This is a genomic window from Paenibacillus sp. 453mf (assembly GCF_900116105.1).
GTDB lineage: Bacteria > Bacillota > Bacilli > Paenibacillales > Paenibacillaceae > Paenibacillus > Paenibacillus provencensis.
This window is the reverse complement of the sequence record NZ_FPAC01000001.1, coordinates 1,559,614-1,583,685: the sequence shown is the minus strand read 5'-3', so window position 1 is coordinate 1,583,685 and position 24,072 is coordinate 1,559,614. Positions and strand designations below refer to the sequence as shown.

The window sequence follows — 24,072 nt, the reverse complement described above, 5'->3', positions numbered from 1 at the left end:
CCGTATGTATTATGGTTAAGGTGTAAACGGTATTCTCCTCTGCTCGGCATGACTTTGCATCCCGAGTTCGATGACACGTATAGCCATTCGTGCCTGCTCAGCCCTAACCGCAAGATCACTCACACCTGCTATGGCTTCATATACGTTGCGATAATAAGAATCGTAGCTGCCAGGAATCGTCTTGATCCGTCCAGTGAATTGAAGCTTATCAACCGTGGTGTTTAAAGTTCCCCACTTCTCTGCCGGTTCTTCTCCCCAATGCGGTGTACCCGGTACTCCGCCTGCTTTGAGCGCATCCTCTTGTGGATCTTCACCATATTTGACAAAAGATCCGTTCTTGCCGTACAAGCGATATCTCGGTGCTGGATCCACCGAGAGCAAGGTTGACTTCAATCTCACCGACAGTCCGCTGTCATAATGAAGAGTAACATCAAAATAGTCGAAGGCCTGAGCCTCTTCTCGCTGCACCTTCAAATCGGCTTGAATACTGCTTGGCAATCCAAACAAAGTCAGTGCCTGATCAATCAGATGGACACCGAGGTCATAGAACGTGCCCGAGCCTTCTCCTCCCGCATCTCTCCATCTTCCTGGATGCGCGAGCGGGCTGTATCGGTCCCATATCAATTCTGCTTCGGTTATAGGACCGACCAGCTTCTGCCGAACTACTTCTTGCAGCGTTAGATAATCTCCATCCCATCTGCGGTTATGGAATACGCTGAGCACAAGTCCTTTTTCCTTCGCGATGGATATCAGTTCATCTGCTTCCTCGGTCGTTGTAGTGAAGGGCTTCTCAACGACAACATGCTTGCCGGCCATAAGCGCGTCCTTGGCAAAGGTATAATGATTCGTGCTCGGTGTCGTAATGACAACCAGATCTATATCAGGATCACGATAGAGCTCATCGACCTGCTTCATAGCCTTGATCGAAGGATAATCGTTCAGGCAGGAATTGCCGCTTCGCTGAACAATCGCTGCTAGCTCAAGACCTTTAACAGAAGCTATAACTGGAGCGTGAAAGGTTTTGGCTGCAAAGCCATACCCAATAATTCCAACTCGGACTTTTGTATTCATAGCTAATCACCTGCTTGAATCAATTTTATAATACCCTTAGTTGCTATAATCAAGAGTATATATGGATCAAATTGGTATAGTTTGTCTATACCCTAATGTGAACCAATGTTATATAGAATTCGATTAATCGGATACTGCGATTCTGATACTTTGACAGGTACGAGATCTCGATAGACCGGATTGAAATATTCCTTGCGGTATTGACTGGCTGTGAGTCCTTTAACCGATTTAAATAGGCGGCTAAAATAATTCTCATCCGTGAACCCTACTGCAAAAGCAACCTCCTTGATACTCCCTGCTTCATACAGAAGAAGCTGACACGCTCGATCAATGCGTCTGTGAATAATGGTTTCTCTTGGAGAACGACCAATAAATTGTACAAATGATCTAGTAAAATGTTCATGCGACCAGCCGACCTGATGTGATAGCTGTTCAATCGAGATGGGCTCATCCAAATGCTGGTCTATATAATCCAGTGCCTTGACGATCTGACGTGGAACCCGATTCGCAAGCTTCATCATCGGTTCGTCAAAGTGGTGTCCGTCTATCTCCATAAGAAGAGACCATAGCAAGGAGCTGCCACGAGTCTGAAGTTTGCCAGGATATGCATAAGCGATATTCATAATTTGCTTCATTAATCCAATATGCAGCTCTTCACTTAGTGGAACACAGCTCGGACCTCCAGGAGCAAAGAGAGGCAGGATCTGTTCAATTTCAGACGAATCGGCGAATCCAAAATGAATAAATAAGTGCCTCGCCGGCTGGTTCGGATCATATTCATAGGAATGAAGCTCACCTGGTCTGGTAAGAACAAAGCCCGGCTCCTTCAGCACATAAGCGCGATCCTCTACCCGATAAACACTATGAGTGCTGTCCGGGAAGAACAGCAGCTCATAATCATCTATTCGTCTTGGACCGAGAGCGGTACCGGGCTTCTTGACGATATCGCCGACAATATGAATACGCGGCAATTGGACCTGATGTGTGTGTTGTTCCCGGTTAGACATACGACTCATCCTTTTCTTTTACGCTTTAATCCCCAGCTTCTGCAGGTTCCGGAAGCTGATCCTAAGGCTTTCCATTGGATCTCTGCGACTCTGATCCTGTTCAACGACAAGCCACTGTGTTCCAACCTGCCTGGCTGTATCTGCAATGGCATGGAAATCGAGAATGCCTTCTCCAATCTCGGCAAAAAACTGCTCTTCACCAGCTTCCATATCTTTAATGTGCAGCAGCGGACAGCGATTGTTCAATTTGCTTAAATATTGAACCGGGTCTACGCCGCCCCGCTTCGCCCAGTAGGTATCCAGCTCAAGCTTCACAAGCTCAGGATCTGTTTCCCGCAAGAGAATATCCAGAGCGAGTTCTCCATCAAACTTGTCAAATTCCCAGTCATGATTATGATACAACAGCTGAACTCCTCTTTGCTTAAACTTCTCCCCAACTTCATTCAGCTTTGCGGACTTATGAAGCACCTCATCCTTGGAAGAAAAGCGAAGAGATAAACCTACAAATTTATTACCACCTACTTCTTCCAAATAATCGGCAATATAATCCGGATCAAAATCAAATGTATCAAAACCAGCGTGACTGCCAATGACCTTGAGACCGAGATGATCCAGAAGTGATTTCTGTTCTGATACGGACATGCCTTCAGGCGGACGACCTAATTCAATTCCCTGATAGCCAATTTCCGCAATTTGGGTTAGAGTTCCCACATAATCTTTGCTGAGTTGTTCACGAACGGTATAGGGCTGTACCGCAATTGGAAACGTATTCATGCTTACCTACATCCTCTCTAAGCTTCATTTATATTCAAGTGTTTTGTCAATCTCGATACATACAAAGACTACATATCCAAGGTGTTATATTTCAGACCCATCGGTATAGGAGCCGGTCTTTCTGTGGACGATTCCAGCTTCATATGCTTTCCTTGCTCCGAAGCTTCGAAGATTCCCAGTGAGATATCAAGCACATGCCGAGCAAGCTGTCCGCTGGCGCGATTTTTCCGTCCAGACTGGATTGCATAGGCCATATCGGCAACACCCATCCCACGTCCTTCTTCCGCAAAAGGGTGAGAATGTGGAATTTCCTTCGTCTGGCCGTTCGCAAACTGAATGGAAATTGTGCCACCAAAGAAGTTCGGGTCTGGGACGTACAGTATACCTTCGGTTCCATAGATCTCCATTCGAGGAGAGTAGCCAAATGCTTCCTTAGCCGCAGTGAAGCTCGCCACCGCTCCGCTGTCAAAATCAAGCACAGCCGATACATTGGTCGGAGCTTCGATTGGAACAGACTGACCAAAGGCTGGAGATTTAGGATTTTGAATAATCACTTCCTTATGTAATTGACGCGCAGATCCGGTTACACGGTTCACTGGTCCGAGCAGAGCGATTAGAGCGGTCAAATAGTATGGCCCCATATCCATAATGGGGTCTCCACCCAGCTTCAAGAAGTTGCGGAAATTGGGATGCGTACCGCTTGTCGAGTTCCCCATGATAATGGTTGCGCTTGCAGAATAAGGGGTTCCAATCCATCCGTCATTGATTAATTTGATACAAGTCTGAATCCCTGCACCAAGGAAGGTATCAGGCGCACAGCCAACAAGCAAGTTTTTTTCCTTAGCAAGATTCAGTACTTGATCGGCATCCTCCCGGTTTAGTGCAAATGGCTTCTCGGTGTACACATGCTTACCTGCATGCAATGCCTGTAAATTGAGTGCAGCATGTGCACTCGGTGCTGTCAAATTGAGAACGATTTCAATCTCTGGATCTGCCAGGAGCTCATCTACAGTATAAACATGAGGAATGCCGTATTCCTCGGCTCTTTTTTGGGCAAGCTCCGGTACCAAGTCCGACACCGCTTTGACCTCAACAATGCTATCAAACATGCCGGTTAAATTCTTCAGATATATAGCACTGATTACACCCGTGCCTATCACGCCTACTTTGATTCTACGCACGATCACATCATCCTTTTCACATTATTAGAGTTCTTGAATCAATTTCATAAATAATTTAATATGTAAATTTGAAGCTATATATACCCTTGATTTAAGTAGCTAAAGGTAATATGAAATTGATTCTCTTGTGTAATTATTATTACGCATTACGGCCAGGAGCTCAATGGACTGTAACGCAAATAAACTGGATTTATTTGATGTGATTCCGTGTTGGATTACAGTAATTCCAGGAACAACAGGTTACGATAAATGTATTTGCTGCAGCCAGGTTTGAAATTGAGAGCTATGCCTCCTTCTTCAATTCCGGCTTCAACACGAATCAAGGCTTTCGATTTCACGAGAGATCGAACCATTTTGTTAACAGATTTCACATCTCCTGCTCCTGCTGCTCTCGATAAGGCTGCTGTGAATGGACGGTTGCAAGCGATCTGAGTATACAATGGAATGACCGCCCTAGCGATCTCACGATGCACTCTCGTATTAAAATAAAATTGCACAGACCCTGGTATAATTGTTGTCCCATTGGTCAGCTCGGTGATTGAATTTTTCTTAGGGAATGAAATAAAATATCCGATGCCGTTGGAACCGAGTGGCAGCCCTCTGGCCTTCTTCGAAGCCAGTCCGAGCAGCTCTCCCATCTTATCCAAGTCTGCCGCGATCACCGCTCGGCTCCATGCTGAAGCATATTTCCGATGCTCTGCAATCGCACGATAGAACGGGAGCATCACCTTCGCACTATATTGAACTTGGGACACCGGAATATAAGCTATTTTCTTAAGCTTCGTTTGCTTAATTGCCATATAGAAGCCTCCTACATGTATATAGAATGGATTATAGGATCAGTGTATGACGCAGTTTAGTACATGATTGGGCATCTTATGGCATATCACAGGTGAAAAAGAAATACAGCCCTGCGGTAAGCAGTAGCTGTATAGGATTTCCTATTTAATTCAATACTCAGTCCAGATATTACGTTCGAGAGCCGACTATCTGCCGTGGCATCAGTGTATATTCAACGAAGCCCGCATTGCATTATACAAGGGATGATCTTCTCTATCTCTTGAATTGATAATGGACTTAACTGCGCTTGTAAAAAGCAGAAAGTAATAATTTGGATAGAAATAATCAGCCTTCCTTAAACAGGGAACTGCTGATCTATGGAGTCGGATATTAATAAATTTAAGTCTGCTTGGAAGTTAAACTGGTGTAAGCTTCATTCAGTGACAACAAAGAGACACCTTGGATTGACCAAGATGCCTCTTAAGAATACTGCAGGTTTAATTCAGTTGTTTAATTCGGAACAGTAACATCGTTTAATTCGCGGTGGAGCACTGCACCAATTCGCTTCATGCCTTCTACAATCCGCTCATTTGGCATATTGGAATAGTTGAGACGCAGTGTATTCTTAACCGCACCGTTCGGGAAGAACGGCGCTCCAGGTACGAATGCAACATTGTTATTCAGACATTCAACAAACAGTACGCTGGAATCAACGGTTTCAGGAAGCTCTACCCATATAAATAGACCGCCTTCGGGTACACTGTGCTTGATGTTTGCAGGGAAATACTCCTTGATACAAGACAGCATGGTCTCGCATCTTTCTTTGTATACGGCTTTGATCTTCTCTACATGAGCATTAATGTCATTCTGCTCCATATATTTCGCCGTAAGCATCTGAGCGAAGCTGTCTGTATGCAGATCAGCGGATTGCTTGAGCGCCACGTACTTATCAATGATCTCTTCACTTGCGCAAACCCAGCCAAGACGAAGCCCTGGTGCAAATATCTTGGAGAAGGTACTGAGATAGATCACTCTGCCCTCTGTGTCAAAGTGCTTGACCGGTGGAAGAGATTCGCCAGCAAATCGAACAGCACCATATGGATTATCTTCAACAATCAGAACATTATATTTATTCGCCAGCTCAACCATTCGCTTTCTTCTATCGAGCTTCAAGGTCCGACCAGTCGGGTTCTGGAAATCAGGAATAGTATAGATGAATTTGGCTTCAGGATGTGCTTGAAGTGTCTTCTCTAGTTCCTCCATGATCATCCCATCATCATCCATAGCGACTTCTACGAACTTAGCGTCATATACCTTGAATGCATTAATGGCAGCCAGATATGTAGGGCTTTCACAAATGACAGTATCACCTTCGTTAATAAACAGCTTGCCTGTCAGGTCAATCGCCTGCTGTGAGCCAGATGTAACGAGAACCTGCTCCACCTTCGAATGAATTCCAATCGCGCTCATTCGATCACAAATGGCTGTACGTAAAGGAATATATCCTTCAGTCGTACTGTATTGAAGCGATGCTTGTCCCATCTCCGTCAATACGGCATCAGCAGCTGCTCTGATCGCATCTACAGGGAATAGCTCAGGTGCAGGAAGTCCTCCTGCAAAGGAAATGACCTCAGGTTTTTCCGTTACTTTTAAAATTTCTCTTGTCTCCGACGGTTTAACAAAACCGGCTCTAGTTGAATATTTATCGTCCATTCATTTACACTCCTTTGACTATTATAATAACACGCAAATGCCGAATGTAAAAAATATTAATCCTATAATATCTATAAATACGTTCACTCCTTATGTATTTTTAACAACAAGATTAGGATCAATCCGTTGTTATCATCCACACTTTGCGTTGCTCATTATACAAAAAAACTGCGGTACTCCCGCAGTTAGTATCGCTTATTATGGTAAGACTACGTGTTCCTGTTCCATTTCTTCTCTTGTTAGGGGCTCTCCCTGCAACTGCTTAAGAAGCTTTTTCATCATCACGGAAGCTTTAACCCTCAGCTCTAATGAATCCGATATTTCAATTTGATATGCTCCAAGTTTAATAGCCTCTCTTAGTTCATCGACGGTGTTCACAGGCTCGTTCATGCGATTCATGACGCTCCCAAATTGAAGACATTGATGACTGTCGCTTCCAGCAACGATCGGTAGCCCGAGCAATTTCGCAAAAGGATCGATTTTCTCTTGATACACATCCACTCCTTGTTTGTATAGATCCTTAGCATTGAGATCCAGTGCATCAAGTCGCTTCAGCAGGTCTACATTAATATGATGAAGCGGAGTCGATGACCGATAAGGATGCGCTCCAATTTTCAAAACATTCCGTTCCTCCACAAGCTCGAGCAGCTGGGCAAAAGAAATGAAGTTATCTTTAGACAGATAGGGCTTGAGCTGTTCCCGAATAGCCAAGATCTCGTCTCTTGTACTGATTAGAAGGATATGTCCCGTTTCTCTAATATCCACCTCCATCCCCGGAAATACACGAACCCCTTCAGCCTCGTAATAATGCCCATTATAAGAATAAACCTCATCAAGTGTTTCATAGATCCGTTCAAAATTTTTAGTATTGAAATGCTCGGTTAGTGCGATACCCGAAATATCATTAGATCGAGCTTCTGTCAGCATCTCCTTGAAATAGGTAATGGAAAAATCAGATTTCTTGGATAGCTTCCCATGAGTATGCAAATCTATGAACATTGTATTCATCTCTCCTTAGTTATAACTTGAGTTAGGAATCATTCTGTCAATCGGTTAATACAGCAAGTTCGGAAGCCTCTCCCCAAACCAGAACAGCCAGCCGACATAAGCCAATGAAAAAATAATAAAATAAACATCGATTGCTTGAATCTTAAGATAGGACAGCCTCAGCTTCTTTACTTCAGGATGATTCATCCCGTACGTAAAACCTCTTGTCTCAAGGGCCTCAACGGTCGTCCTTGAACGTTTAGCCGTATTCAGCATGAGTGGGTAGAAGCTGAGCACCAATATGCGCAAATAGTAAATGATGTTCCTGATGTAGAGAACGCCAGGACTTTCAGGCGAACGTCCTCTTAGCCGATAAGACAACAAGATTTGATGAAACTCTGATAACAGTGTAGGTAGTATCCGATAACCATACGATAAGCTGAACGAGAATGCTTCAGGAACTCCAAACGCAGAAAGTCCGTCACTCAATTTCTCTGGATCCATGCTGGAAAATACAGCAATACTCGCTAGTGAAATAACGGATAATTTCAGTGTAAGGGTGAGAAGCGGCAATAATGATTCAAGGCTGCCTCCAAACAGCATGGAGAACAGAAACATCCACCCTACTTGACCAATGAGACCTAGCGTTAAAATAATGAGAATGACGTAGCTGACCCGCGCGAGTGCAGTCATACTAACGATAAACACAAACATACCGAACAGTACAGTTGTGTTATGTATAAACCAAGGGACGATCGCAAAGAACAGATACCACAGCAGCAAGGTTCTTGGATCCAGCCTTCCAATAAATGTCGTTGATCTGCCATAGGCAGTCCCTAACAGCTCCAGCTTGATTCGCTCTACGGAGATGCGGTCAAGCGTTTTTCGGACGATATCCATGTGCTCACCTCCCCTTCCCCCGTTAGCTCAGGCCCGCTTGCAGGAGAATAAAATGCAAGAAACTCATCAAGCGTGTAGCAGATCCTTGGCAATCCTAGAGCAAGGCTTAGTTCCATGAGCTGAGTCGACACTAGACCTGCACGCTCCAGCAATCTCCCGTCAGCAAAGATTTCTTCCTTCGTTCCGTCTGCCAGAACAACCCCTTGATGCATAACGATGATTCGCGTAGCCCACTCGGAGACCAGCTGCATATCATGAGTGGCAATAATGACCGTCTCAACTTTATCTTTTAACGAAGCTAATACTTGCTGCATTTCGTGTTTGGTCGCTATATCCAGATTTGCTGTAGGTTCATCAAGAAGCATAATTGCAGGCTCCATGGCTGCCCCAATCGCCAGAGCCGTACGGCGCTGCTGTCCACCGCTAAGCAGACGGGCATCCTTGTCCCTAAGCTCATCTAGTCGGAAATGCTGAAGCATGTCGGCAAGCCGCTGATCTTTATCGGGTACACGATGAGCGTTCAGATAGTATGCAATTTCTTTTTCAACCGAATCTTCGATGAACATTTCCTCTGGATTTTGGTATACATAAGCTGTATGCCTAGCCATTTTCTCAGGTGTCATTACTCTTACGTCCTGCCCGTTTACCTGCATGTAACCCGACGTCGGCTTCACGATTCCGGCAATCAATTTCAAGAGAGAAGATTTGCCTGCCCCGTTATTACCTACGATGGCTACGGATTCACCGGAATGAATTTGTAGATCAACTCCGTCTAATACGGACTGCATTTTTTTAAGGATTGTTCGGTAGGACAGATGGACATCTTCAGCCAGGATCATTGTATTTGCCGTATCTGTTGTTTCGGATTGGTGGATAAGCGGCATCTCAAGAGTCTTCACCTCTGTTCTCTCCTCAGCAGCAAACCAATGTATTGCTTCCTCTAGTGTTATGGGAAGAAGCTGTTCCTTAGACGAATGATCCCTCTGTGAATCCGGACTCTGTGGATAGGCAACATGCCAAGCAGCCTGTGTCACCTGAGGCGGGAAGATCCCGAGCTCCAGCAAGGTTTCCACTGAAGATAATGCCTCGCGGACAGGACGCTTCCACTTGATTCGACCACGATCCATCAATACGACCTCATTACAATAATCAGCAATAAATTCTGCATGATGTTCAATGACAATAATTGTTTTTCCTAAATCCTCATTCAGATGCTTTAGAATATCGTATATTTGCCGGGCATGACGCGGATCAAGCTGTGATACTGGCTCGTCGATCACCAGAATTTCAGGATCCATGGCGAGCGCACCGGCGAGTGCCAGCAAATGCTTCTGTCCACCACTAAGTGACCAGATGAATGAATCCTTTACACCATAGAGACCCATCATACGAAGTGCTCTCTCCCCGCGGGCTGCGTAATCCTTATATCCGTAATTCAGTGGTGTGAACATAACATCGTCCATGACGGTAGGCCTGACCAGCTGATTCTCAAAATCCTGGTATACATAGCCTACATATCGGGATAGTTCTGCTACAGCTGCTGTTTCAGTAGCCAATCCACAGACCTTTGAATCCCCTGTGTATTCGCCTGCATAATAATGAGGGATGAGACCGTTAAATAACTTGCACAAGGTTGATTTGCCTGACCCATTGCTTCCAACGATTGCGATGAAATCACCTTTGTTCACTGTGAGCGATACTTCTTCTAATACAGGAATTACATCACCGGGATATGTAAACGATATATTGGATAATTGAATAACGGGTTCACACATTTTTTGTCTCCGTTCCTTTATCCGACTTGCCTGCTCTGCTGCGCATTGCAATGAGCGTAATGACCGTTATTAGTGCAGCTGCTCCAATACTGATCCATATTAGCTGCTGTTCTGATAAGGCTGTGAAGACATCCTCCCATTCCGCAATATTCCATTCCGTCTCAGAGAGAATCTCTGCTCCTACAGCTACGACGGCAAGGATCACACTAACGATCACATATTTCGGTGATAACCATGCAGCTGTTTCGTATTTCATTCCTTTATGACGGGGACGTATCCCTAGAAGCGGTTCGATCTTTCCATACAGCCGAGGAACAAGATAAAGGGTCGGAAGCAGGGCGAACAAGATGCCTGAGAATAACACATCGTTTAGGAAACCGACCCCTTCGATGACGACGATACTTTCAGCGAGACCCTCTACCGCTTCAAGCTCTTCTACACCTACCCAGACCTTGACGATATCCACTATAGAACTAAGCAGCTGATGAATGGCAACCCCTGTAATCGCTGCTATACCTACCTGACGCTTGTTCGTCGGATCCGTAACCAACCTTCCCGCTGTGTACATCGCCAAGGAAAAAGTGATGAATTTCTCCACTTCTCCGAGGCCGCCGAATTGACCGAGCATCAGCTCACCGAAGATGATCTCTCCTACCGATGCACCTACCGCCGCATACAGCGGATGAAACAGCATACACAGCGTGAGCGGAATAAACGCGAAGTACTCCACCGATAATTCGATAGGCCCAAGCTGCACGCTTGGAATCAGTTCTGTGAACATGTTGGACAAACCATACAAAGACATGGACAGGACAAATATCATCATTTTTTGTGATGAGGTCAGTGTGTACCGCGCAGACAATGTATTCATCTTGTTAAGTTCCTCCTCTAATCGTGAAATATAACACCATTATAAGAAGGTCTGATTATCGCTAAATTCCAGTTTTATTAACGCAGAATCAACATTTTTTCATTATTTTTGACGATGTAAAAATATTTACATAACAATAAATCCTTATATTTAGGAGTGTTTAGTCGCGGGGATAACATAATTAGTGGAGGTATACAATCGGATGTATGAAGAATGGGGTAAAAAACATTTCTCTACCAATCAGCGGCTGCTGGCTGATTTTATACAGCGGAATGAGCAGCGGATTCTATATATGACAGAACAGGAGATTGCAGATGAGGTGGGAATAAGCATTGCCTCCGTCTCAAGGTTCTGGAAATCGGTGGGCTACGTCAATGCCAAACAATTCAAGGCAAAGCTACGTTTCCGCCTGGAGTCTGCACCTGCGGTCAAATTAGAAGAAACGATAAGCAAGATCGAAGGACTTCCTCTGCCACAAACCCTGCTGGGCACAATTCATCAGCATTTAGAAGAGACATGTCAACGACTGGATCTAAAAGTATTGAACGAAGCCTCTGAAGCGATACGGCAAGCGAGGCAGATCTTTATTTTTGCGCCAGGTCCATGTATTTCGCTCGCAGAACTGTTCGCGTTTCGATTACATCGATTTGGATTCCATATTCAGATTATGGCCCCAAGTGGTCAAGAATTGCTTGAATCGCTGATGCATGCCGGCCCTGATGACGTGCTGCTTGTCTTTGGTTTCGTGCAGTTAAAGCCGGAGATTGAAGTGATATTGGATTATGCAGAAGAAGCAGGATATCGAGTTATTCTGATTACGGACCGCTTGGTATATCCTCGGGCAAGTCAGGCGGATCTCGTGCTGTATGCCGGTAGAGGTGAAGTATGGGAATTCCATTCCATGATTGGACCTGTGTTTGTAATTGAGAATTTGATTCTCAATGTGGGCATTGCCATGAATGAAGAAAGTCTCAGCAAGCTTAGACATTTGCAGCAGCTAAGAGCCAGATATCATTCCAAGCTTCCGCGTTAGCAGTTTCAGAGACCATGCGATTCGTCAGAGCTCACAGTGAAAGATCATGTCCGAGGTATTGGAGCTTTGGCTTAGAGCAGGAATAGTGTGAATTGCTCTTCGTGTTACCATCCTTCTTGATGTGATTTACAAAATAAATGGTTGCAGCATATTCACAAAATGATTTGAAACTGTTATAATAATGATTATAGTTGAATCAATTTGATAACGCATGATTCAGTTAAAACCAAATATGTTGTTCATGGGAGGAGCCTGCCACACAAGGCCCCTCTCTGTTTATTTTTAAGGCGTGTTTACGGAGAGCTTGCGTAAATGCGCCTTTTTTAATTGAGAGTGGATATTTCCTTCGATTATGTAACAACATAAATGTGGAAACGAAAGGAGAAAGATATGGAATTTATTTTACACTTAGTACTCATCCTCATCTTCACTAAACTGGCAGGTCACTTGTCCCTCAAGCTGGGTCAGCCGTCCGTTCTTGGTGAACTGATCGCCGGTGTTATTCTGGGTCCGGCTGTGCTTGGATGGATACATCAAACATCATTTATTCATGAATTCTCAGAAATTGGTGTCTTGATCCTCATGTTTATTGCTGGGCTGGAAACGGATCTGGAGGAGCTCCGTAAGAATTGGAAGGCAGCTCTGGCCGTCGCCGTTGGGGGTATCATCCTTCCGTTCGTAGGCGGATACAGCTCTGCCTTGGCTTTCGGGATTGAGCAAAGCCATGCCTTATTCCTTGGACTTCTGCTCTGTGCCACATCGGTGAGTATCTCCGTTCAAACACTGAAGGAAATGAATAAACTGAATTCACGCGAAGGTACGACGATACTGGGAGCTGCCGTAGTGGATGATATTCTAGTCGTTGTACTGCTTGCTGTTATGATGAGTCTGTTAGGAACAGGAGAATCCGTAAGTATTGGTTCGCTTATCGGTAAGAAAGTATTGTTCTTCGTTGTCATTATCGCAGCAGCGATCTGGGTCGTTCCGCTCGTCATGAAGTGGATCAGTAAGCTTAGAGTGTCGGAGACGGTAATATCCGGTGGTGTTATCATCGCACTTGCCTTCTCTTATTTTGCCGAGTGGATGGGCGTTGCAGGTATTATTGGAGCATTTGCAGCAGGTATTGCCATTTCCCAAACTCCGTACAAACACACTGTTGAGCATAAGCTTGAGCCGATCGCATACAGCTTGTTTGTTCCCGTATTCTTTGTAAGTATTGGACTTAATGTGAATTTCGAAGGCGTTGGTTCTCAGATCGGGTTTATTATCGTCCTGAGCGTGGCAGCCATTCTCACGAAGCTCCTGGGTGGAGCACTGGGTGCCAAATTGACAGGATTCAATACGCATTCCTCCTTCTCGATTGGTACGGGAATGATATCCCGGGGTGAAGTCGCCTTGATTATCGCCGGAACAGGCCTTGCTTCAGGTCTATTGGATCCACAGTATTACACTTCGGTTATTATTATGGTCATTGTAACGACGCTCGTTACGCCACCGCTTCTAAAAATCATGTTCGCAGATAAACACGCGAATCAATTGAGTCAAGCTAGTTCCCAGAAATAAAATAGAGTCATATCAAAAAACAGGCAGGACATTCTAAAAATGTCTGCCTGTTTTTTATTACCTATTGACCAATCGAATTTTAATCAATCTCCATTTCATATCTTATCGATTTGGTGCTCATTCCATTTGATTCCAGAAAGGCTTCTGCACGCTCATTATCTGCAAGTACATCGATCTCAATTGCATTTGCCTGTCTCTCTTTACCGAGCTCTATGATAAACTCCATTAAAGATTGACCTACTCCTGCTCCCCGAATCTCCTCACGAACACAGAAATCACGGATGAATAATACCTTTCTTTCCCTGTATATCTTGTGTTCATTCACCTTCTCTTCATCTACGATGGCATAACCTGCGATCACATTGTTCGTGGACTCGGCTACGATCACCTCCGAATGATGAGCACCGAGGAATCCTCGAACTTCTTCCTCCGTATAGTTGTCAGCAAGCTTGTACAGATCAGGTCTTCTGTCAGCTATGACTTCATCATATTCCTGTCTTAATTGAATAATGGATGGGATATCTCCTTCAATAGCATTACGAATTCTTAGATCCAAATTAAATCTCTCCTGTCTTATTAGGCTCGAAGCTAGATATTCATATTATTACCCAATTGAGCTAGGAATGATCTCCATGCTTGAATGAATATCCTTTTTCTACACTATGATCTTCAATCCGAGAAACATAACTATGCAGCACCATACCAATCACAACGATAAACATTCCAATCCAAGAAATAGCTGAAGGAATTGCAATGGACAATAATAATACTTCACCTGCGAGTGCAAACAGCACTTCCATGGACTGCGTTGCTTCTACAGCGGCTAATTTCTGCATATTCCCCCTTACCATATCGGTTGCCTTGAAGAATAGTACCGTCGCAATGACTCCGGAACATAAGGCCACAAGCAGCGACTGAATACTCTGATCAAGACTAGGCATGCCTTCCATAGCAAGGCCATACACAGACAGCAGAACCCAGAATGGAAGGCTTGCTAGTGTCATTCCCAGCACTCTTTGATAGGCGTCTAATCTTCCCTCGCACAGCTCCATCATTTTGCGATTGCCAAGCGGATAGGCAAAAGAAGCGATAAATACGGGGAGTGCTCCTAGCAGCAAGTTCTCAAGAGAAAAGCTCTTTGCATGCTGAGCCTGCATCAGCACAATGCCAAGTAAGATAATGAATGACATCAGAAGTCCCTTCAGAGGAATTCTACCTTTTATCTGAAGTACACCTGTAGAAGTATGTATCGTTTCCGTAAATAAAGGGGCGAGCAGCATGCCTGCAATGATCGTAAATTGCCATGTACCTGCAACTAGCCATCCAGGAGAATAGACAGCAGCAAAGCATAATGGAGCATAAAACAAACCAAAGCCAACACAGCTCCACAAGAGCCAGATTCTCGGTTGTTTTTTCATCTCGGCTATCAATGGTCTGAAATTCTTCCTAAGCATGACAATCACGATTAGAAACGGAATCATAAATATATAACGGAGCGAGGCGCTCCAGATCCAGCTGCCGCCGGACAATTCCATCGACGCGTTTAAGACGAAAGTAAATGCGAAAAAGAAGGCTGCGAATATTCCTAACAATATCGGTCTCAATGAATTCACCTCAGGATGTTCCAAAATTAGCTGCATATGAATTTCGATAATCGGTTGGAGACATGATAAATCTATCATACATTAAGTTATTTCATCTGTGCTGTTCTTTTTTTATAATTTTCGTAAGAAGGAGGCTGTCCGATGAAGAAACCTAACATTTTGTTAATTACGAGCGATCAGCAGCACTGGGATACGATCGGTGCATTCAATAATGAGCTGCATACACCTAACCTCGATCGGTTAGTAAGAGAAGGAACGACTTTTAGAGCTTACTGTCCTAACCCGACATGCACGCCTAGCCGTGCCTCCATAATTACCGGCATGTACCCATTCAACATGGAGCGTGGACGCTGGGCACCAAACTGCTGGAAGATCGGCATACAAATGGAGAGGATTTCAAGGGTGCTGGCTATCAAACTGCACTCATTGGAAAAGCACACTTCCAGCCTTTAGTGTCCACAGAGGCTTACCCTTCTCTGGAAGCACATCCTGTCGTGCATGATTTTGATTATTGGAGGGGGTTCAATGGTCCTTTCTATGGATTTGATCATGTTTGGTAACACGCAGGAGGATAATCCTGACTTCTCTTACTTGTTGGAAACAGGTCAGTGAATTCACGGTTACCGTTCCCATCATTACTATGAATACGGCAAGCGTGCAAGGCTTACAGATTACGATAAGAAGAAGCTCGTGGGTGTCTACTACGGAATGATAAGCCTCATGGACAAATATATTGGCAAAATAATGGATAAGCTTGATGAGCTTGGACTTGCCGACAGCACCATTGTTGTCTTTACAACAGATCATGGACATTTCTTCGGACAGCATGGTTTACAGGCAAAAGGCGGTTTTCACTACGAAGATCTGATTAAGCTGCCTTTCATTGTACGTTATCCCGGTCATGTGCCTGCCGGTCAGCAAAGTAACGCCATTCAATCACTGGTTGACCTTGCCCCTACCTTCCTGTCTTTCTGTGATTCTTACAAAAATATGTAGGTTTGTCATCTGCTCGATCACTGATTCTCGCACATTAATGTACTGTTTGAAGAAATAACGATCCACGCAGAGCTTACTAATTACTGCTAAATCCTCTCCATTCTCTTGATTTCGACGACAATACTGTAACCCTGACTGTAAACATTTCCCCTCATATCCTCCCTATAATAAATCTTGTCTTACAACATAAGAGTTATCTCTTATAAGAAGAAAAAGGAATTTTTGGGTAATACATAATAAGAAGAGCTACAGCTTAGATTAGGGAGGAATAATAATGAATAAGAAAAGCATGAAATGGTCCGCAGCTATTTTGTCCGCAGGTCTCCTGGTAGGTAATGCGAGCTTTTTAAGTGGGCAATCCGAAGCTGTCGTTGCCGCCGCAACTTCAGTCAAAGCTTCAGACGTCGTGATGAAATATAATGGCAAGACTCTCTCTGCGCCAGGCAGGCTGGTAAACGGAAACACGATGATTCCAATCTCGGTGTTAAGAGATGATTTTGGACTTGCGTTAAGTTATAAAGCTGGTAAGAATGGGACTAAAACCTACACGGTCGGAAGTGGAGTCACACAGATGAGATTAGAAGTGTCCGAATACGGCATCAGTACCTATATAAATGAACGTTATATCGGCAACAACAGTATCCAGTATGAAGCCAAAAATATTAATGGAAAGCTGTATGTCCCATATAGAGTGCTGAAGGAGTATTTAGGTTTTCAGGGCTCTTATAACTCATCAGCCAAAACACTAACGCTGAAAAAGCAGCAGCAGAATAAGGTCAGCATCTCTTCGGAAACGATCTCAGACAGTAACAATAATGCAACCATCAACATCCGTTATCCAAAACTAAATGGTCTCGCAAATAAAGAAGCGCAGGAATCTATAAACAAAACATTCAAAGATAAGGCAGAAGCTTTCGCAGCAGAAGCGAAGAAAAAAGCAACAGAGCGGGATTCGGAGTTTGAGCAGCCTTACGAATTCCACGGAACCTTCCTCGTCACCTTTAACCGGGAGGGTGTGCTCAGCATAGCCTCTGACTTGTATGAATATGTAGGTGGTGCTCATGGAATGACTTACCGTGAAGGCTTTACTTTCTCTCTCAAGGATGGACAGCAGCTGACAATTGACGATCTGCTTCATTCTTCAGATGCTGCCAAGAAGAAGCTGGATCAAATGCTGAAGAAGCAAACAGCTGCGGACAAATATGACTTTGGATTTAATGGGTTGAAGGAAGATCCCGATTTCTATGTATCCGAGAGCGGGCTTACGGTGTTCTTCCAACTGTATGAGATTGCATCCTACGCCGATGGGTTCCCAACCTATACATTCAGTTTTGCAGATATGCTGCCTGAAGGAACGGATCCTTTTGCAGCTGCACGATAATAATGTGTGAATCTGCTGGCTGCACGTTGAAACCACGTACAGATATCAAAAACACCTTTGGAATCCTCCAAAGGTGTTTTTGCACATCATAGCGAATCAAATTTATAACTCGTAGGAAATATGAAATGATTTTATCTATGATACTTTTACAGGTGTATGTTCTCCCTGCCATAACAGCTGCATTTCTTCACAGCTCTCTAACAGTTCATTAAGGCTGCCTTCAGCTTCAATTCGTCCATCCTTCATCACGATAATATGATCCGCCTTAGACAAGGCTGCTCTTCGGTGAGAGACGGCGATGCAGGTCACATCCTCTTCCTTAAACAGTCCATCCCACACCTGCTGCTCGGTTTCAACGTCCAATGCGCTGGAGAGATCATCAAATATATACAGATCTGAGTCTGTCATCAGCATGCGCGCTGTGGCTGCCCGCTGAATTTGACCGCCGGACAACATCACGCCTCTTGGTCCAACAAGTGTGTCGAGTCCCTTCTCCAGATCACCTACATCTTTATTCATTACAGCCAGATTCATTGCACGCTCGAGCGAGGCTTCCACACTTGTACGTTTTCCCTGAACGATATTTTCCTTCAAGGTATCGCTGAACAAGCGCGGCACTTGCGGTGTATAGGCCGCTCTTGGCGGTGTTAAGAACTGAGCCGGATCGATCTCTGCTCCATTCCAGCGAATCGATCCTTCTTGCTTAGAAAGCAATCCGAGCATAGCTCGAACCAAGGTGGATTTACCTGAACCGATCCGACCTGTAATGACAAGGAATTGACCTCGCTTCAACTGCAGATTTACATCCTTGATTCCATTATTTGAATTCGGATATTGATAGCTGAGATTACGGATCGTGACCTCTCGCAGCTTCTCCGTTCGATCCTTGCTTATTACGGGTATTTCGGGAGGATCCTCATACAGATATATTTCACGATGATCCATAATCCGGTCCTCTTCACCTGGGCGGAACAACATACGCATTCGATCATAGGACACCTTAAGGCGCTTGTGCTGGAACACCATATAACCGAACAACGAGATACTAAATCCAATGTTTGTTAGATAGGTTGTAAATAGCGCGAAATCTCCAACCGTAAAATTGCCATTTCTCATCTCGGCTGCGCACATCAGAAGGATGAATCCTGTGCAAATACTTAAAATGTGCTGATTCAAGGATCTCATCCATTGCTTAAATAAGTTATCCTTAAGCGCTGCCTGCCGGCGGTCTTCGTTCAGCTTCATAAATCGTGCATGCACATGATCTTCTGCCTGACCCAGCTTCAATGCTTGAACGGCCCCGAAGGTTTCGGCAATAAAGCTTGTAATTCGTCCGGTCGCTTCCTGATTCTGCTGGCCGTATCTGCGTGCTCGATTGCCAGAGAGATTGTTCAGCAGTGTGACGATGATTAACGGCAGTACAGCAACTAATGTAATCTTCCAATTGATGCTTGCCATGATAGAAACCGAAACGACAGCAAATACGAACATTCCCCAGAAATCAACCCAGGATTCCACATATTCTACAACCTCATTCACATCATCACGAAAACGACTCATCGCTTCCCCAGGGGAAGCAGGCAGATTCCGCCCTGGCCATCGCATAATTCCCGCCAGCATATTCGTTCGCAGAATGGCTTGGATATGAAAAATATAAGTTACCCATTCATAGAAGGCGATGAGCATTGTTCCTACTCTCGTGATTCTTACAGCAACCATAAGAAGCAGCGGTACGGCAAGCCACAAATAATCGTTCGTATTCGCAGCAGCTGCCCGGTCGAAGAACCACTGCATGGCAAGACCGATAATAAGCGGAAGCGAATGGAACATGCACCATAAGAGGCCATTGATTATAAACAAGAATGGCTTGAATCGAAAAAGCTTACTGATAAAGCCCGCTACTGTCATGCCAGTTCCTCCTCTCTGCCTGTAACGAGCAGTCTTGCATAATGGGAGGCTGGATTTCTCGCGAGTTCATCCCGTTCTCCAAACTCCAGTATCCTGCCATCCCCCAGCACCATAATTTTGTCCACTTGACTCAGTGTAGCAAGCCGGTGAGCAATCATAATTCCGGTACATTCCTTCATCATCTGATCTACTGCGGACTGAAGCATGGTCTCTGTTGCCGCATCCAGCCTCGAAGATGGTTCATCAAGGATTACTAAGCTTGGTTTAGTAAGGAATACCCGGGTTAATGCAAACAATTGAGCCTCACCTGCGGATAAAGATGTACCTCCCGTATTGAGATGCGTATCGAGTCCGTTAGGCTGAGCTTCAATCCATCTGCTTAGACCTAATTGCTCCGTTTTATGCAATATTTCATCGTCCGTGATTTCATGATTAAACAGCGTCAAGTTCTCACGAAGTGTTCCATCAAACAGCTGTACATCCTGTGTAACCATCCCTACCCGTCTATACAGCGCAGGCAGAGACAGCTTGGTAATATCTACACCACCTACGCGTATAACGCCGCTGTTAATATTGTATAACCTTAGCAGTGTTCGGCTGAGGCTGGATTTACCGCTCCCAGTCCGGCCGATAATCCCTAACAGTTCTCCCGGCTTCAATTCGAAATGAATGTCGGAAAGTATCGGTTTGTCTTCGTTATAGCTGAAGTGAACATGCTCAAATTCCAGACCCAAAGGTCCTTCCGGAAGCTCAGCTTCAACGCCTTCTATAATTTCACTACGTAAGGACAACAGTTCTCTTGAACGCAGCATACCAGATTTTGCTTTTTGAAATTCTTGAATTTGATCTCCCAAGATTTCAATAGGTTCGTTCAGCATCTGAGTATATTGATAGATGAGGTACAGTGTACCGAGTGTAATTGCTCCGGACATGTAATAATGCACTCCGATGAGCAGGACCGCAGTCACCGCTAGTGCAAACAGAATGACCGTTGTATTCCAAGGTATGACCCGAAGCATCCAGGCTCTTCTTCCCTTAAGAAACACGGAGCGCATCAGCCGATGAAATCGATTCATGACATAAGGAACGTGACCATTAGCCTGAACATCTTCGATTCCGGCAATCCGCTCTTCAATCAAACCGAATAGAGAAGCGCTGACTTCCCTCTCATCCTTGGAGGATCGGACACCAAGATTGCGGATAATGACCATGAATAAGATCGATAACAACGTAAATGCCGTCATGACCAGTGCGATAGGCACGTTAATCGTGAACATGAATCCCAAGATTCCAGCGAGTAATACGAAGCTGCCGACTACCTGGACGATAAACATAGCAAAAAAATTGGAAATGGCTGTAACATCTCCATCTACCCGCTCAATCATCTCACCTGGTGTTCTCACATTATGAAACTTCATATCAAGCCGGAGGCAGTGCTTCAAAAGATCACCGCGCAGCTGATTGGTTGCACGCCAGGATACATCATTACCGAAATAGCTGACGGCTACGGTGATAAGCTGATTTACGACAGCTACAACTAGGTATATGCCTGCCAGCTGAAATAGAGCTGTGAGCATTCCCCCTCCTGCTGCTATGTCAATAAACCGCTGCACAATTTGCGGATTCACTAGCTGCAAACCGGTTGATGTCAGCAGCATTACAAGCAGCAAGAGCAGTCGTCCTTTGACTGGCTTGAGGTACCTCAGCAGCCATGACATAGATAATTTCTCTTTCTTGGGCACAGTGCCCACCCCCATCTACACACAAATATGTATCTCTTATTTTCATTTGACCCAAGGTCATTTGCCGTTAAATCATTTATAAGTCTACATGAAAGGAACATCCATTCCTAGGTAAAAAATAATTATAATCCCAATCTGAATTCATTTCATAATTCCTTAAGCTGCTTTAATCAAGAGTGTATGTGAAATATGAGAAAGATTCAGAACAGAACCCAACTTCAGTGAAGGTAACCGCAACGGGTCTCATATTTTGAAATGTACGTAATATAGTATAAAACGAATCAAATTCCCATGCTGGCAGGATTTATTTTCGGAAGGCTGATCGACATGCAAACAATAATTACCGGTATAACAAGTGGGATGATGACTGGACTGATGGGTCCGATGATTGTGATGCATATGAATCGGCCTGCGCTCTTGCTTATCTTTATTATGTTTCTGTTCTTCTTCACTATGATTCTGTTATGCGGTTCTGTATATCTGACAAAGGATGAACGTTAGCACCATTGCGTTTATCCTTTTTTTATTTATCCCGCACCCAACAATATTCAAATAATTCTCCCCTTCTTCTAACATGGCTCTGTTATAATGAGTAGGATTCCTTATATTTCCAGATGATCAAAAATTGAAATAAGGAGTGATTTCATGGTATTCAAGTTCACCCTGCACAAGCATGTAAAATCACTGTCCAGCGTATTTCTCGCTTCAGTGCTTGTACTAGGGTCTGTTGCCCCGCCTGCTCTGGCTGTAGAGCAAACGGCTGCAGCAGAGCAAGCTCAGCAGGTTAAGGTGCTGAATTCGGAAACAGCATCCGTGTTCCTGGATGAGTTCTTTAATTCACCTGAGGCAATGGCACAATATGTTGGAGCTTCCATTGTTATTGTTAAAGACGGCAAAGTCGTTGCACAAGAAGGCTACGGATATTCTGACCTTGCAGCACAAACGAAGGTAGATCCGGAAGAAACCGCTTTTCGTGTAGCCTCTGTATCCAAGACATTTAATGCTGTGGCAGCGATGCAGCTGGTTGAACAAGGAAAGCTCGACTTGAAAGCTGATTTTGAGCAATATGTAACGGACCTCGAATTCGATAACCCTTATGACAAACCGGTGACTATTGAGCATTTGCTGACACATACGACAGGATTTGAGATCCGGGATCCTCAGCAGGAAGATATTCATACGGATTTTGATAAATACATATCCATTGAGGATTATGTTCAAGAGCATATGCCTCCTGTTGTTCGCGAACCGGGGAGCTCTTATATGTATGATAATTTCGCCTCACTTTTATTGGGGCTTGTCGTTCAAGAGGTGAGCGGTCAAGAGTACGAGGATTATATGCAAGAACACATCTTTAAACCGCTAGGTATGGAGAATAGCAGCTTCCTGCTTACAGACAAGTTCAAAGAACAACTTGCAACCGGTTACGATGCAGTGAAAAATCCAATAGACGTATACGCGATATCTCCGAATCCAATGCCTCATGGGGGAATGTTAACGACAGCTGAAGATATCAGCCAATTTATGATTGCCTTCCTAAACGGCGGGACAACTGATGATAACCGAATTCTTTCGGAATCGACTGTAAATAGTATGGAGATTTATCGTTCGGCGATCCATCCACTTCTACCGGACACAACCTATGGATTTGAAGCTGCAATGCAGCTCCCTGGAGCGGGAAGCAGTTCGAAGATTATTACGAAGGCTGGAGATCTGATGGGATTCAGTTCTTATCTCTTCCTGATTCCTGAGCAAAATACTGGTGTCTTCCTTACCTATAATCAGACGGGCGCACTTCGGAACCTGTTCTATCCTGCTTTTATCAATGAATTTTTCCCTCAATATGCCAAGGCAGCCGAATTTGACGATTATGAGCCTCAATCCGCGGATGAGCTTCAGCGTTATACCGGTTTGTATGCCGATCTGCGTCTAAGCACAATCGTCAGCTCCGTCTCAGGTACGGAGGAGCAAGCAGGCAAGATGACGATCGAGGATGCTTTTCTTGGACCACGTACTCTTACCCAAGTAGAGGAACATCTGTTTGTCGATGAGATAAGCGGCCAGTTTACCGCTTTTAAAGAGCATACGGTTGGCAGCATATATTTGAAAGAGCCCTACCTTAATCCAATGGGTTATGAACGCAAAGGGGTAACACCTGTTGGTTTCAGAGATGTAAGTCCTAGCAGTCCCTATGCTGAATCCTTATACGCTCTTCAGTCATTAGGCTATTATCCGAATGACGCAAGTACGTCTGTTAACCCGAAGCATATCGTTACACGGGCTGAATTTGTTGAGGAGATCTTGAAGGTCAGCAACATCCCAGCTAGTAAAACGACACCTGCAGAAGGAACGGATTGGTCACAGCATCCTTCCGCTGGCTATATCCAAACTGCTCTGGAAATTGGGATGCTGAGTGAAGCACAGCAATTTAAACCAAATCAAGCCATTAAACGCCAGGAAGCAGCTGTGATGCTGTGGAGAATCTATAAAGCACAGTATCCAGATGAACTTTTTACAGAGGTTGAGCTGTCTGGCAACACAAGCGAATGGGCAGCTCCTGCGGTCAAGATGATGATCGGGCTTGGTATTTATGGACCGGAAGTAGAAGTTAATCCTGATGGTTCTGTCGACTATCAGTCCATGAAACCGATGAATGTACAAGAAAATGCAGCTCTTATTTATAAATTGTTAACACAGCCGACAGATCAGATCGCGGCAGCCTTGGCTTCAGAGCAAGCTCAGGCAGAAGCGTCTTCAGGTGACGAATAAATCAAATAGTTAAGAAA

21 protein-coding genes are annotated in these 24,072 nt (G+C 44.5%); 7 read left to right on the top strand and 14 right to left on the bottom strand.

Going from position 1 to position 24,072, the window contains the following annotated elements; genetic code table 11:
* Nucleotides 1–15 precede the first annotated feature (15 nt).
* The 10 genes from BM415_RS07495 to BM415_RS07450 all read right to left on the bottom strand — a co-directional run bounded on the left by BM415_RS07495 (nucleotide 16) and on the right by BM415_RS07450 (nucleotide 11,059).
* Entirely contained in the window at nucleotides 16–1,071 is a 1,056-nt protein-coding gene (locus BM415_RS07495) for an oxidoreductase (RefSeq protein WP_091156405.1), read from the bottom strand.
* A 92-nt stretch (nucleotides 1,072–1,163) separates the two neighbouring features.
* A complete protein-coding gene (locus BM415_RS07490) occupies nucleotides 1,164–2,078 on the bottom strand; it encodes an AraC family transcriptional regulator (protein ID WP_244533177.1) in 915 nt (304 codons plus the stop codon).
* Nucleotides 2,079–2,096: 18 nt separating this feature from the next.
* A complete protein-coding gene (locus BM415_RS07485; RefSeq protein WP_091156399.1) occupies nucleotides 2,097–2,852 on the bottom strand; it encodes a sugar phosphate isomerase/epimerase family protein in 756 nt (251 codons plus the stop codon).
* A gap of 68 nt (nucleotides 2,853–2,920) precedes the next feature.
* Entirely contained in the window at nucleotides 2,921–4,033 is a 1,113-nt protein-coding gene (locus tag BM415_RS07480) for a Gfo/Idh/MocA family protein (protein ID WP_170862392.1), read from the bottom strand.
* 215 nt (nucleotides 4,034–4,248) lie between these two features.
* Nucleotides 4,249–4,833 (bottom strand): hypothetical protein, encoded by a 585-nt coding sequence (locus tag BM415_RS07475; RefSeq protein ID WP_091156397.1) that lies wholly within the window; start codon nucleotides 4,831–4,833, stop codon nucleotides 4,249–4,251.
* 490 nt (nucleotides 4,834–5,323) lie between these two features.
* A complete protein-coding gene (locus tag BM415_RS07470; RefSeq protein ID WP_091156394.1) occupies nucleotides 5,324–6,526 on the bottom strand; it encodes an aminotransferase-like domain-containing protein in 1,203 nt (400 codons plus the stop codon).
* A 198-nt stretch (nucleotides 6,527–6,724) separates the two neighbouring features.
* On the bottom strand, nucleotides 6,725–7,525 hold the full coding sequence (locus tag BM415_RS07465; RefSeq protein ID WP_091156300.1) for a PHP-associated domain-containing protein: 801 nt from the start codon (nucleotides 7,523–7,525) through the stop codon (nucleotides 6,725–6,727).
* Between the two features lie 54 nt (nucleotides 7,526–7,579).
* Nucleotides 7,580–8,413, bottom strand: a complete 834-nt coding sequence (locus BM415_RS07460; RefSeq protein WP_091156297.1) for an energy-coupling factor transporter transmembrane component T family protein — start codon at nucleotides 8,411–8,413, stop codon at nucleotides 7,580–7,582.
* Complete coding sequence (locus BM415_RS07455; protein ID WP_091156296.1) at nucleotides 8,374–10,188, bottom strand: ABC transporter ATP-binding protein; 1,815 nt, start codon at nucleotides 10,186–10,188, stop codon at nucleotides 8,374–8,376. The genes BM415_RS07460 and BM415_RS07455 overlap by 40 nt, the downstream gene beginning before the upstream one ends.
* Nucleotides 10,181–11,059 (bottom strand): DUF8171 family membrane protein, encoded by an 879-nt coding sequence (locus tag BM415_RS07450; protein WP_091156293.1) that lies wholly within the window; start codon nucleotides 11,057–11,059, stop codon nucleotides 10,181–10,183. Before BM415_RS07450 ends, BM415_RS07455 begins: the two co-directional genes overlap by 8 nt.
* A gap of 202 nt (nucleotides 11,060–11,261) precedes the next feature.
* Here BM415_RS07450 and BM415_RS07445 point away from each other — a divergent pair, with 202 nt between their 5' ends.
* Both BM415_RS07445 and BM415_RS07440 read left to right on the top strand, forming a co-directional pair.
* A complete protein-coding gene (locus BM415_RS07445) occupies nucleotides 11,262–12,092 on the top strand; it encodes a MurR/RpiR family transcriptional regulator (protein WP_091156291.1) in 831 nt (276 codons plus the stop codon).
* 390 nt (nucleotides 12,093–12,482) lie between these two features.
* Nucleotides 12,483–13,655 (top strand): cation:proton antiporter, encoded by a 1,173-nt coding sequence (locus tag BM415_RS07440; protein ID WP_091156288.1) that lies wholly within the window; start codon nucleotides 12,483–12,485, stop codon nucleotides 13,653–13,655.
* A gap of 79 nt (nucleotides 13,656–13,734) precedes the next feature.
* On the opposite strand, the gene BM415_RS07435 is transcribed toward BM415_RS07440, so the two are convergent.
* Nucleotides 13,735–14,211, bottom strand: coding sequence for a GNAT family N-acetyltransferase (locus BM415_RS07435; RefSeq protein WP_170862391.1), 477 nt, complete (start codon nucleotides 14,209–14,211; stop codon nucleotides 13,735–13,737).
* Between the two features lie 61 nt (nucleotides 14,212–14,272).
* Nucleotides 14,273–15,259, bottom strand: coding sequence for a DMT family transporter (locus tag BM415_RS07430; protein WP_091159119.1), 987 nt, complete (start codon nucleotides 15,257–15,259; stop codon nucleotides 14,273–14,275).
* 141 nt (nucleotides 15,260–15,400) lie between these two features.
* Between BM415_RS07430 and BM415_RS25900 the strand changes: the two genes are divergently transcribed.
* The 3 genes from BM415_RS25900 (at nucleotide 15,401) to BM415_RS07420 (ending at nucleotide 17,636) form a co-directional block, all read left to right on the top strand.
* Nucleotides 15,401–15,712, top strand: coding sequence for a sulfatase-like hydrolase/transferase (locus BM415_RS25900; RefSeq protein ID WP_348272309.1), 312 nt, complete (start codon nucleotides 15,401–15,403; stop codon nucleotides 15,710–15,712).
* 159 nt (nucleotides 15,713–15,871) lie between these two features.
* Nucleotides 15,872–16,255 carry a sulfatase-like hydrolase/transferase gene (locus tag BM415_RS25895; RefSeq protein WP_348272322.1) on the top strand — a complete coding sequence of 128 codons (384 nt, stop codon included), beginning with the start codon at nucleotides 15,872–15,874 and terminating at the stop codon, nucleotides 16,253–16,255.
* 274 nt (nucleotides 16,256–16,529) lie between these two features.
* Nucleotides 16,530–17,636 (top strand): PdaC/SigV domain-containing protein, encoded by a 1,107-nt coding sequence (locus BM415_RS07420; protein ID WP_091156283.1) that lies wholly within the window; start codon nucleotides 16,530–16,532, stop codon nucleotides 17,634–17,636.
* A 135-nt stretch (nucleotides 17,637–17,771) separates the two neighbouring features.
* Here the strand turns inward: BM415_RS07420 and BM415_RS07415 are convergent, their stop codons facing one another.
* Nucleotides 17,772–19,544 (bottom strand): ABC transporter ATP-binding protein, encoded by a 1,773-nt coding sequence (locus BM415_RS07415; RefSeq protein ID WP_091156281.1) that lies wholly within the window; start codon nucleotides 19,542–19,544, stop codon nucleotides 17,772–17,774.
* The gene (locus BM415_RS07410) at nucleotides 19,541–21,286 is read right to left on the bottom strand and encodes an ABC transporter ATP-binding protein (RefSeq protein ID WP_091156278.1); all 1,746 of its coding nucleotides are present in this window, start codon (nucleotides 21,284–21,286) and stop codon (nucleotides 19,541–19,543) included. Before BM415_RS07410 ends, BM415_RS07415 begins: the two co-directional genes overlap by 4 nt.
* A gap of 327 nt (nucleotides 21,287–21,613) precedes the next feature.
* Here BM415_RS07410 and BM415_RS25015 point away from each other — a divergent pair, with 327 nt between their 5' ends.
* Nucleotides 21,614–21,787: a hypothetical protein gene (locus tag BM415_RS25015; protein ID WP_170862390.1), complete on the top strand. Its 174-nt coding sequence runs from the start codon at nucleotides 21,614–21,616 to the stop codon at nucleotides 21,785–21,787.
* A 144-nt stretch (nucleotides 21,788–21,931) separates the two neighbouring features.
* Nucleotides 21,932–24,055, top strand: coding sequence for a serine hydrolase domain-containing protein (locus tag BM415_RS07405; RefSeq protein WP_091156276.1), 2,124 nt, complete (start codon nucleotides 21,932–21,934; stop codon nucleotides 24,053–24,055).
* Nucleotides 24,056–24,072 lie beyond the last annotated feature (17 nt).

What these genes read in the sequence shown, in the direction of transcription:
- BM415_RS25015 (WP_170862390.1), top strand. Translation starts at nt 21,614, where the DNA reads ATGCAAACAATAATTACCGGTATAACAAGTGGGATGATGACTGGACTG.
- BM415_RS07485 (WP_091156399.1), bottom strand. Translation starts at nt 2,852, where the DNA reads ATGAATACGTTTCCAATTGCGGTACAGCCCTATACCGTTCGTGAACAA.
- BM415_RS07460 (WP_091156297.1), bottom strand. Translation starts at nt 8,413, where the DNA reads ATGGATATCGTCCGAAAAACGCTTGACCGCATCTCCGTAGAGCGAATC.
- BM415_RS07470 (WP_091156394.1), bottom strand. Translation starts at nt 6,526, where the DNA reads ATGGACGATAAATATTCAACTAGAGCCGGTTTTGTTAAACCGTCGGAG.
- BM415_RS25900 (WP_348272309.1), top strand. Translation starts at nt 15,401, where the DNA reads ATGAAGAAACCTAACATTTTGTTAATTACGAGCGATCAGCAGCACTGG.
- BM415_RS07405 (WP_091156276.1), top strand. Translation starts at nt 21,932, where the DNA reads ATGGTATTCAAGTTCACCCTGCACAAGCATGTAAAATCACTGTCCAGC.
- BM415_RS07445 (WP_091156291.1), top strand. Translation starts at nt 11,262, where the DNA reads ATGTATGAAGAATGGGGTAAAAAACATTTCTCTACCAATCAGCGGCTG.
- BM415_RS07490 (WP_244533177.1), bottom strand. Translation starts at nt 2,078, where the DNA reads ATGTCTAACCGGGAACAACACACACATCAGGTCCAATTGCCGCGTATT.
- BM415_RS07475 (WP_091156397.1), bottom strand. Translation starts at nt 4,833, where the DNA reads ATGGCAATTAAGCAAACGAAGCTTAAGAAAATAGCTTATATTCCGGTG.
- BM415_RS07495 (WP_091156405.1), bottom strand. Translation starts at nt 1,071, where the DNA reads ATGAATACAAAAGTCCGAGTTGGAATTATTGGGTATGGCTTTGCAGCC.
- BM415_RS07420 (WP_091156283.1), top strand. Translation starts at nt 16,530, where the DNA reads ATGAATAAGAAAAGCATGAAATGGTCCGCAGCTATTTTGTCCGCAGGT.
- BM415_RS07455 (WP_091156296.1), bottom strand. Translation starts at nt 10,188, where the DNA reads ATGTGTGAACCCGTTATTCAATTATCCAATATATCGTTTACATATCCC.
- BM415_RS07415 (WP_091156281.1), bottom strand. Translation starts at nt 19,544, where the DNA reads ATGACAGTAGCGGGCTTTATCAGTAAGCTTTTTCGATTCAAGCCATTC.
- BM415_RS07450 (WP_091156293.1), bottom strand. Translation starts at nt 11,059, where the DNA reads ATGAATACATTGTCTGCGCGGTACACACTGACCTCATCACAAAAAATG.
- BM415_RS07465 (WP_091156300.1), bottom strand. Translation starts at nt 7,525, where the DNA reads ATGTTCATAGATTTGCATACTCATGGGAAGCTATCCAAGAAATCTGAT.
- BM415_RS07440 (WP_091156288.1), top strand. Translation starts at nt 12,483, where the DNA reads ATGGAATTTATTTTACACTTAGTACTCATCCTCATCTTCACTAAACTG.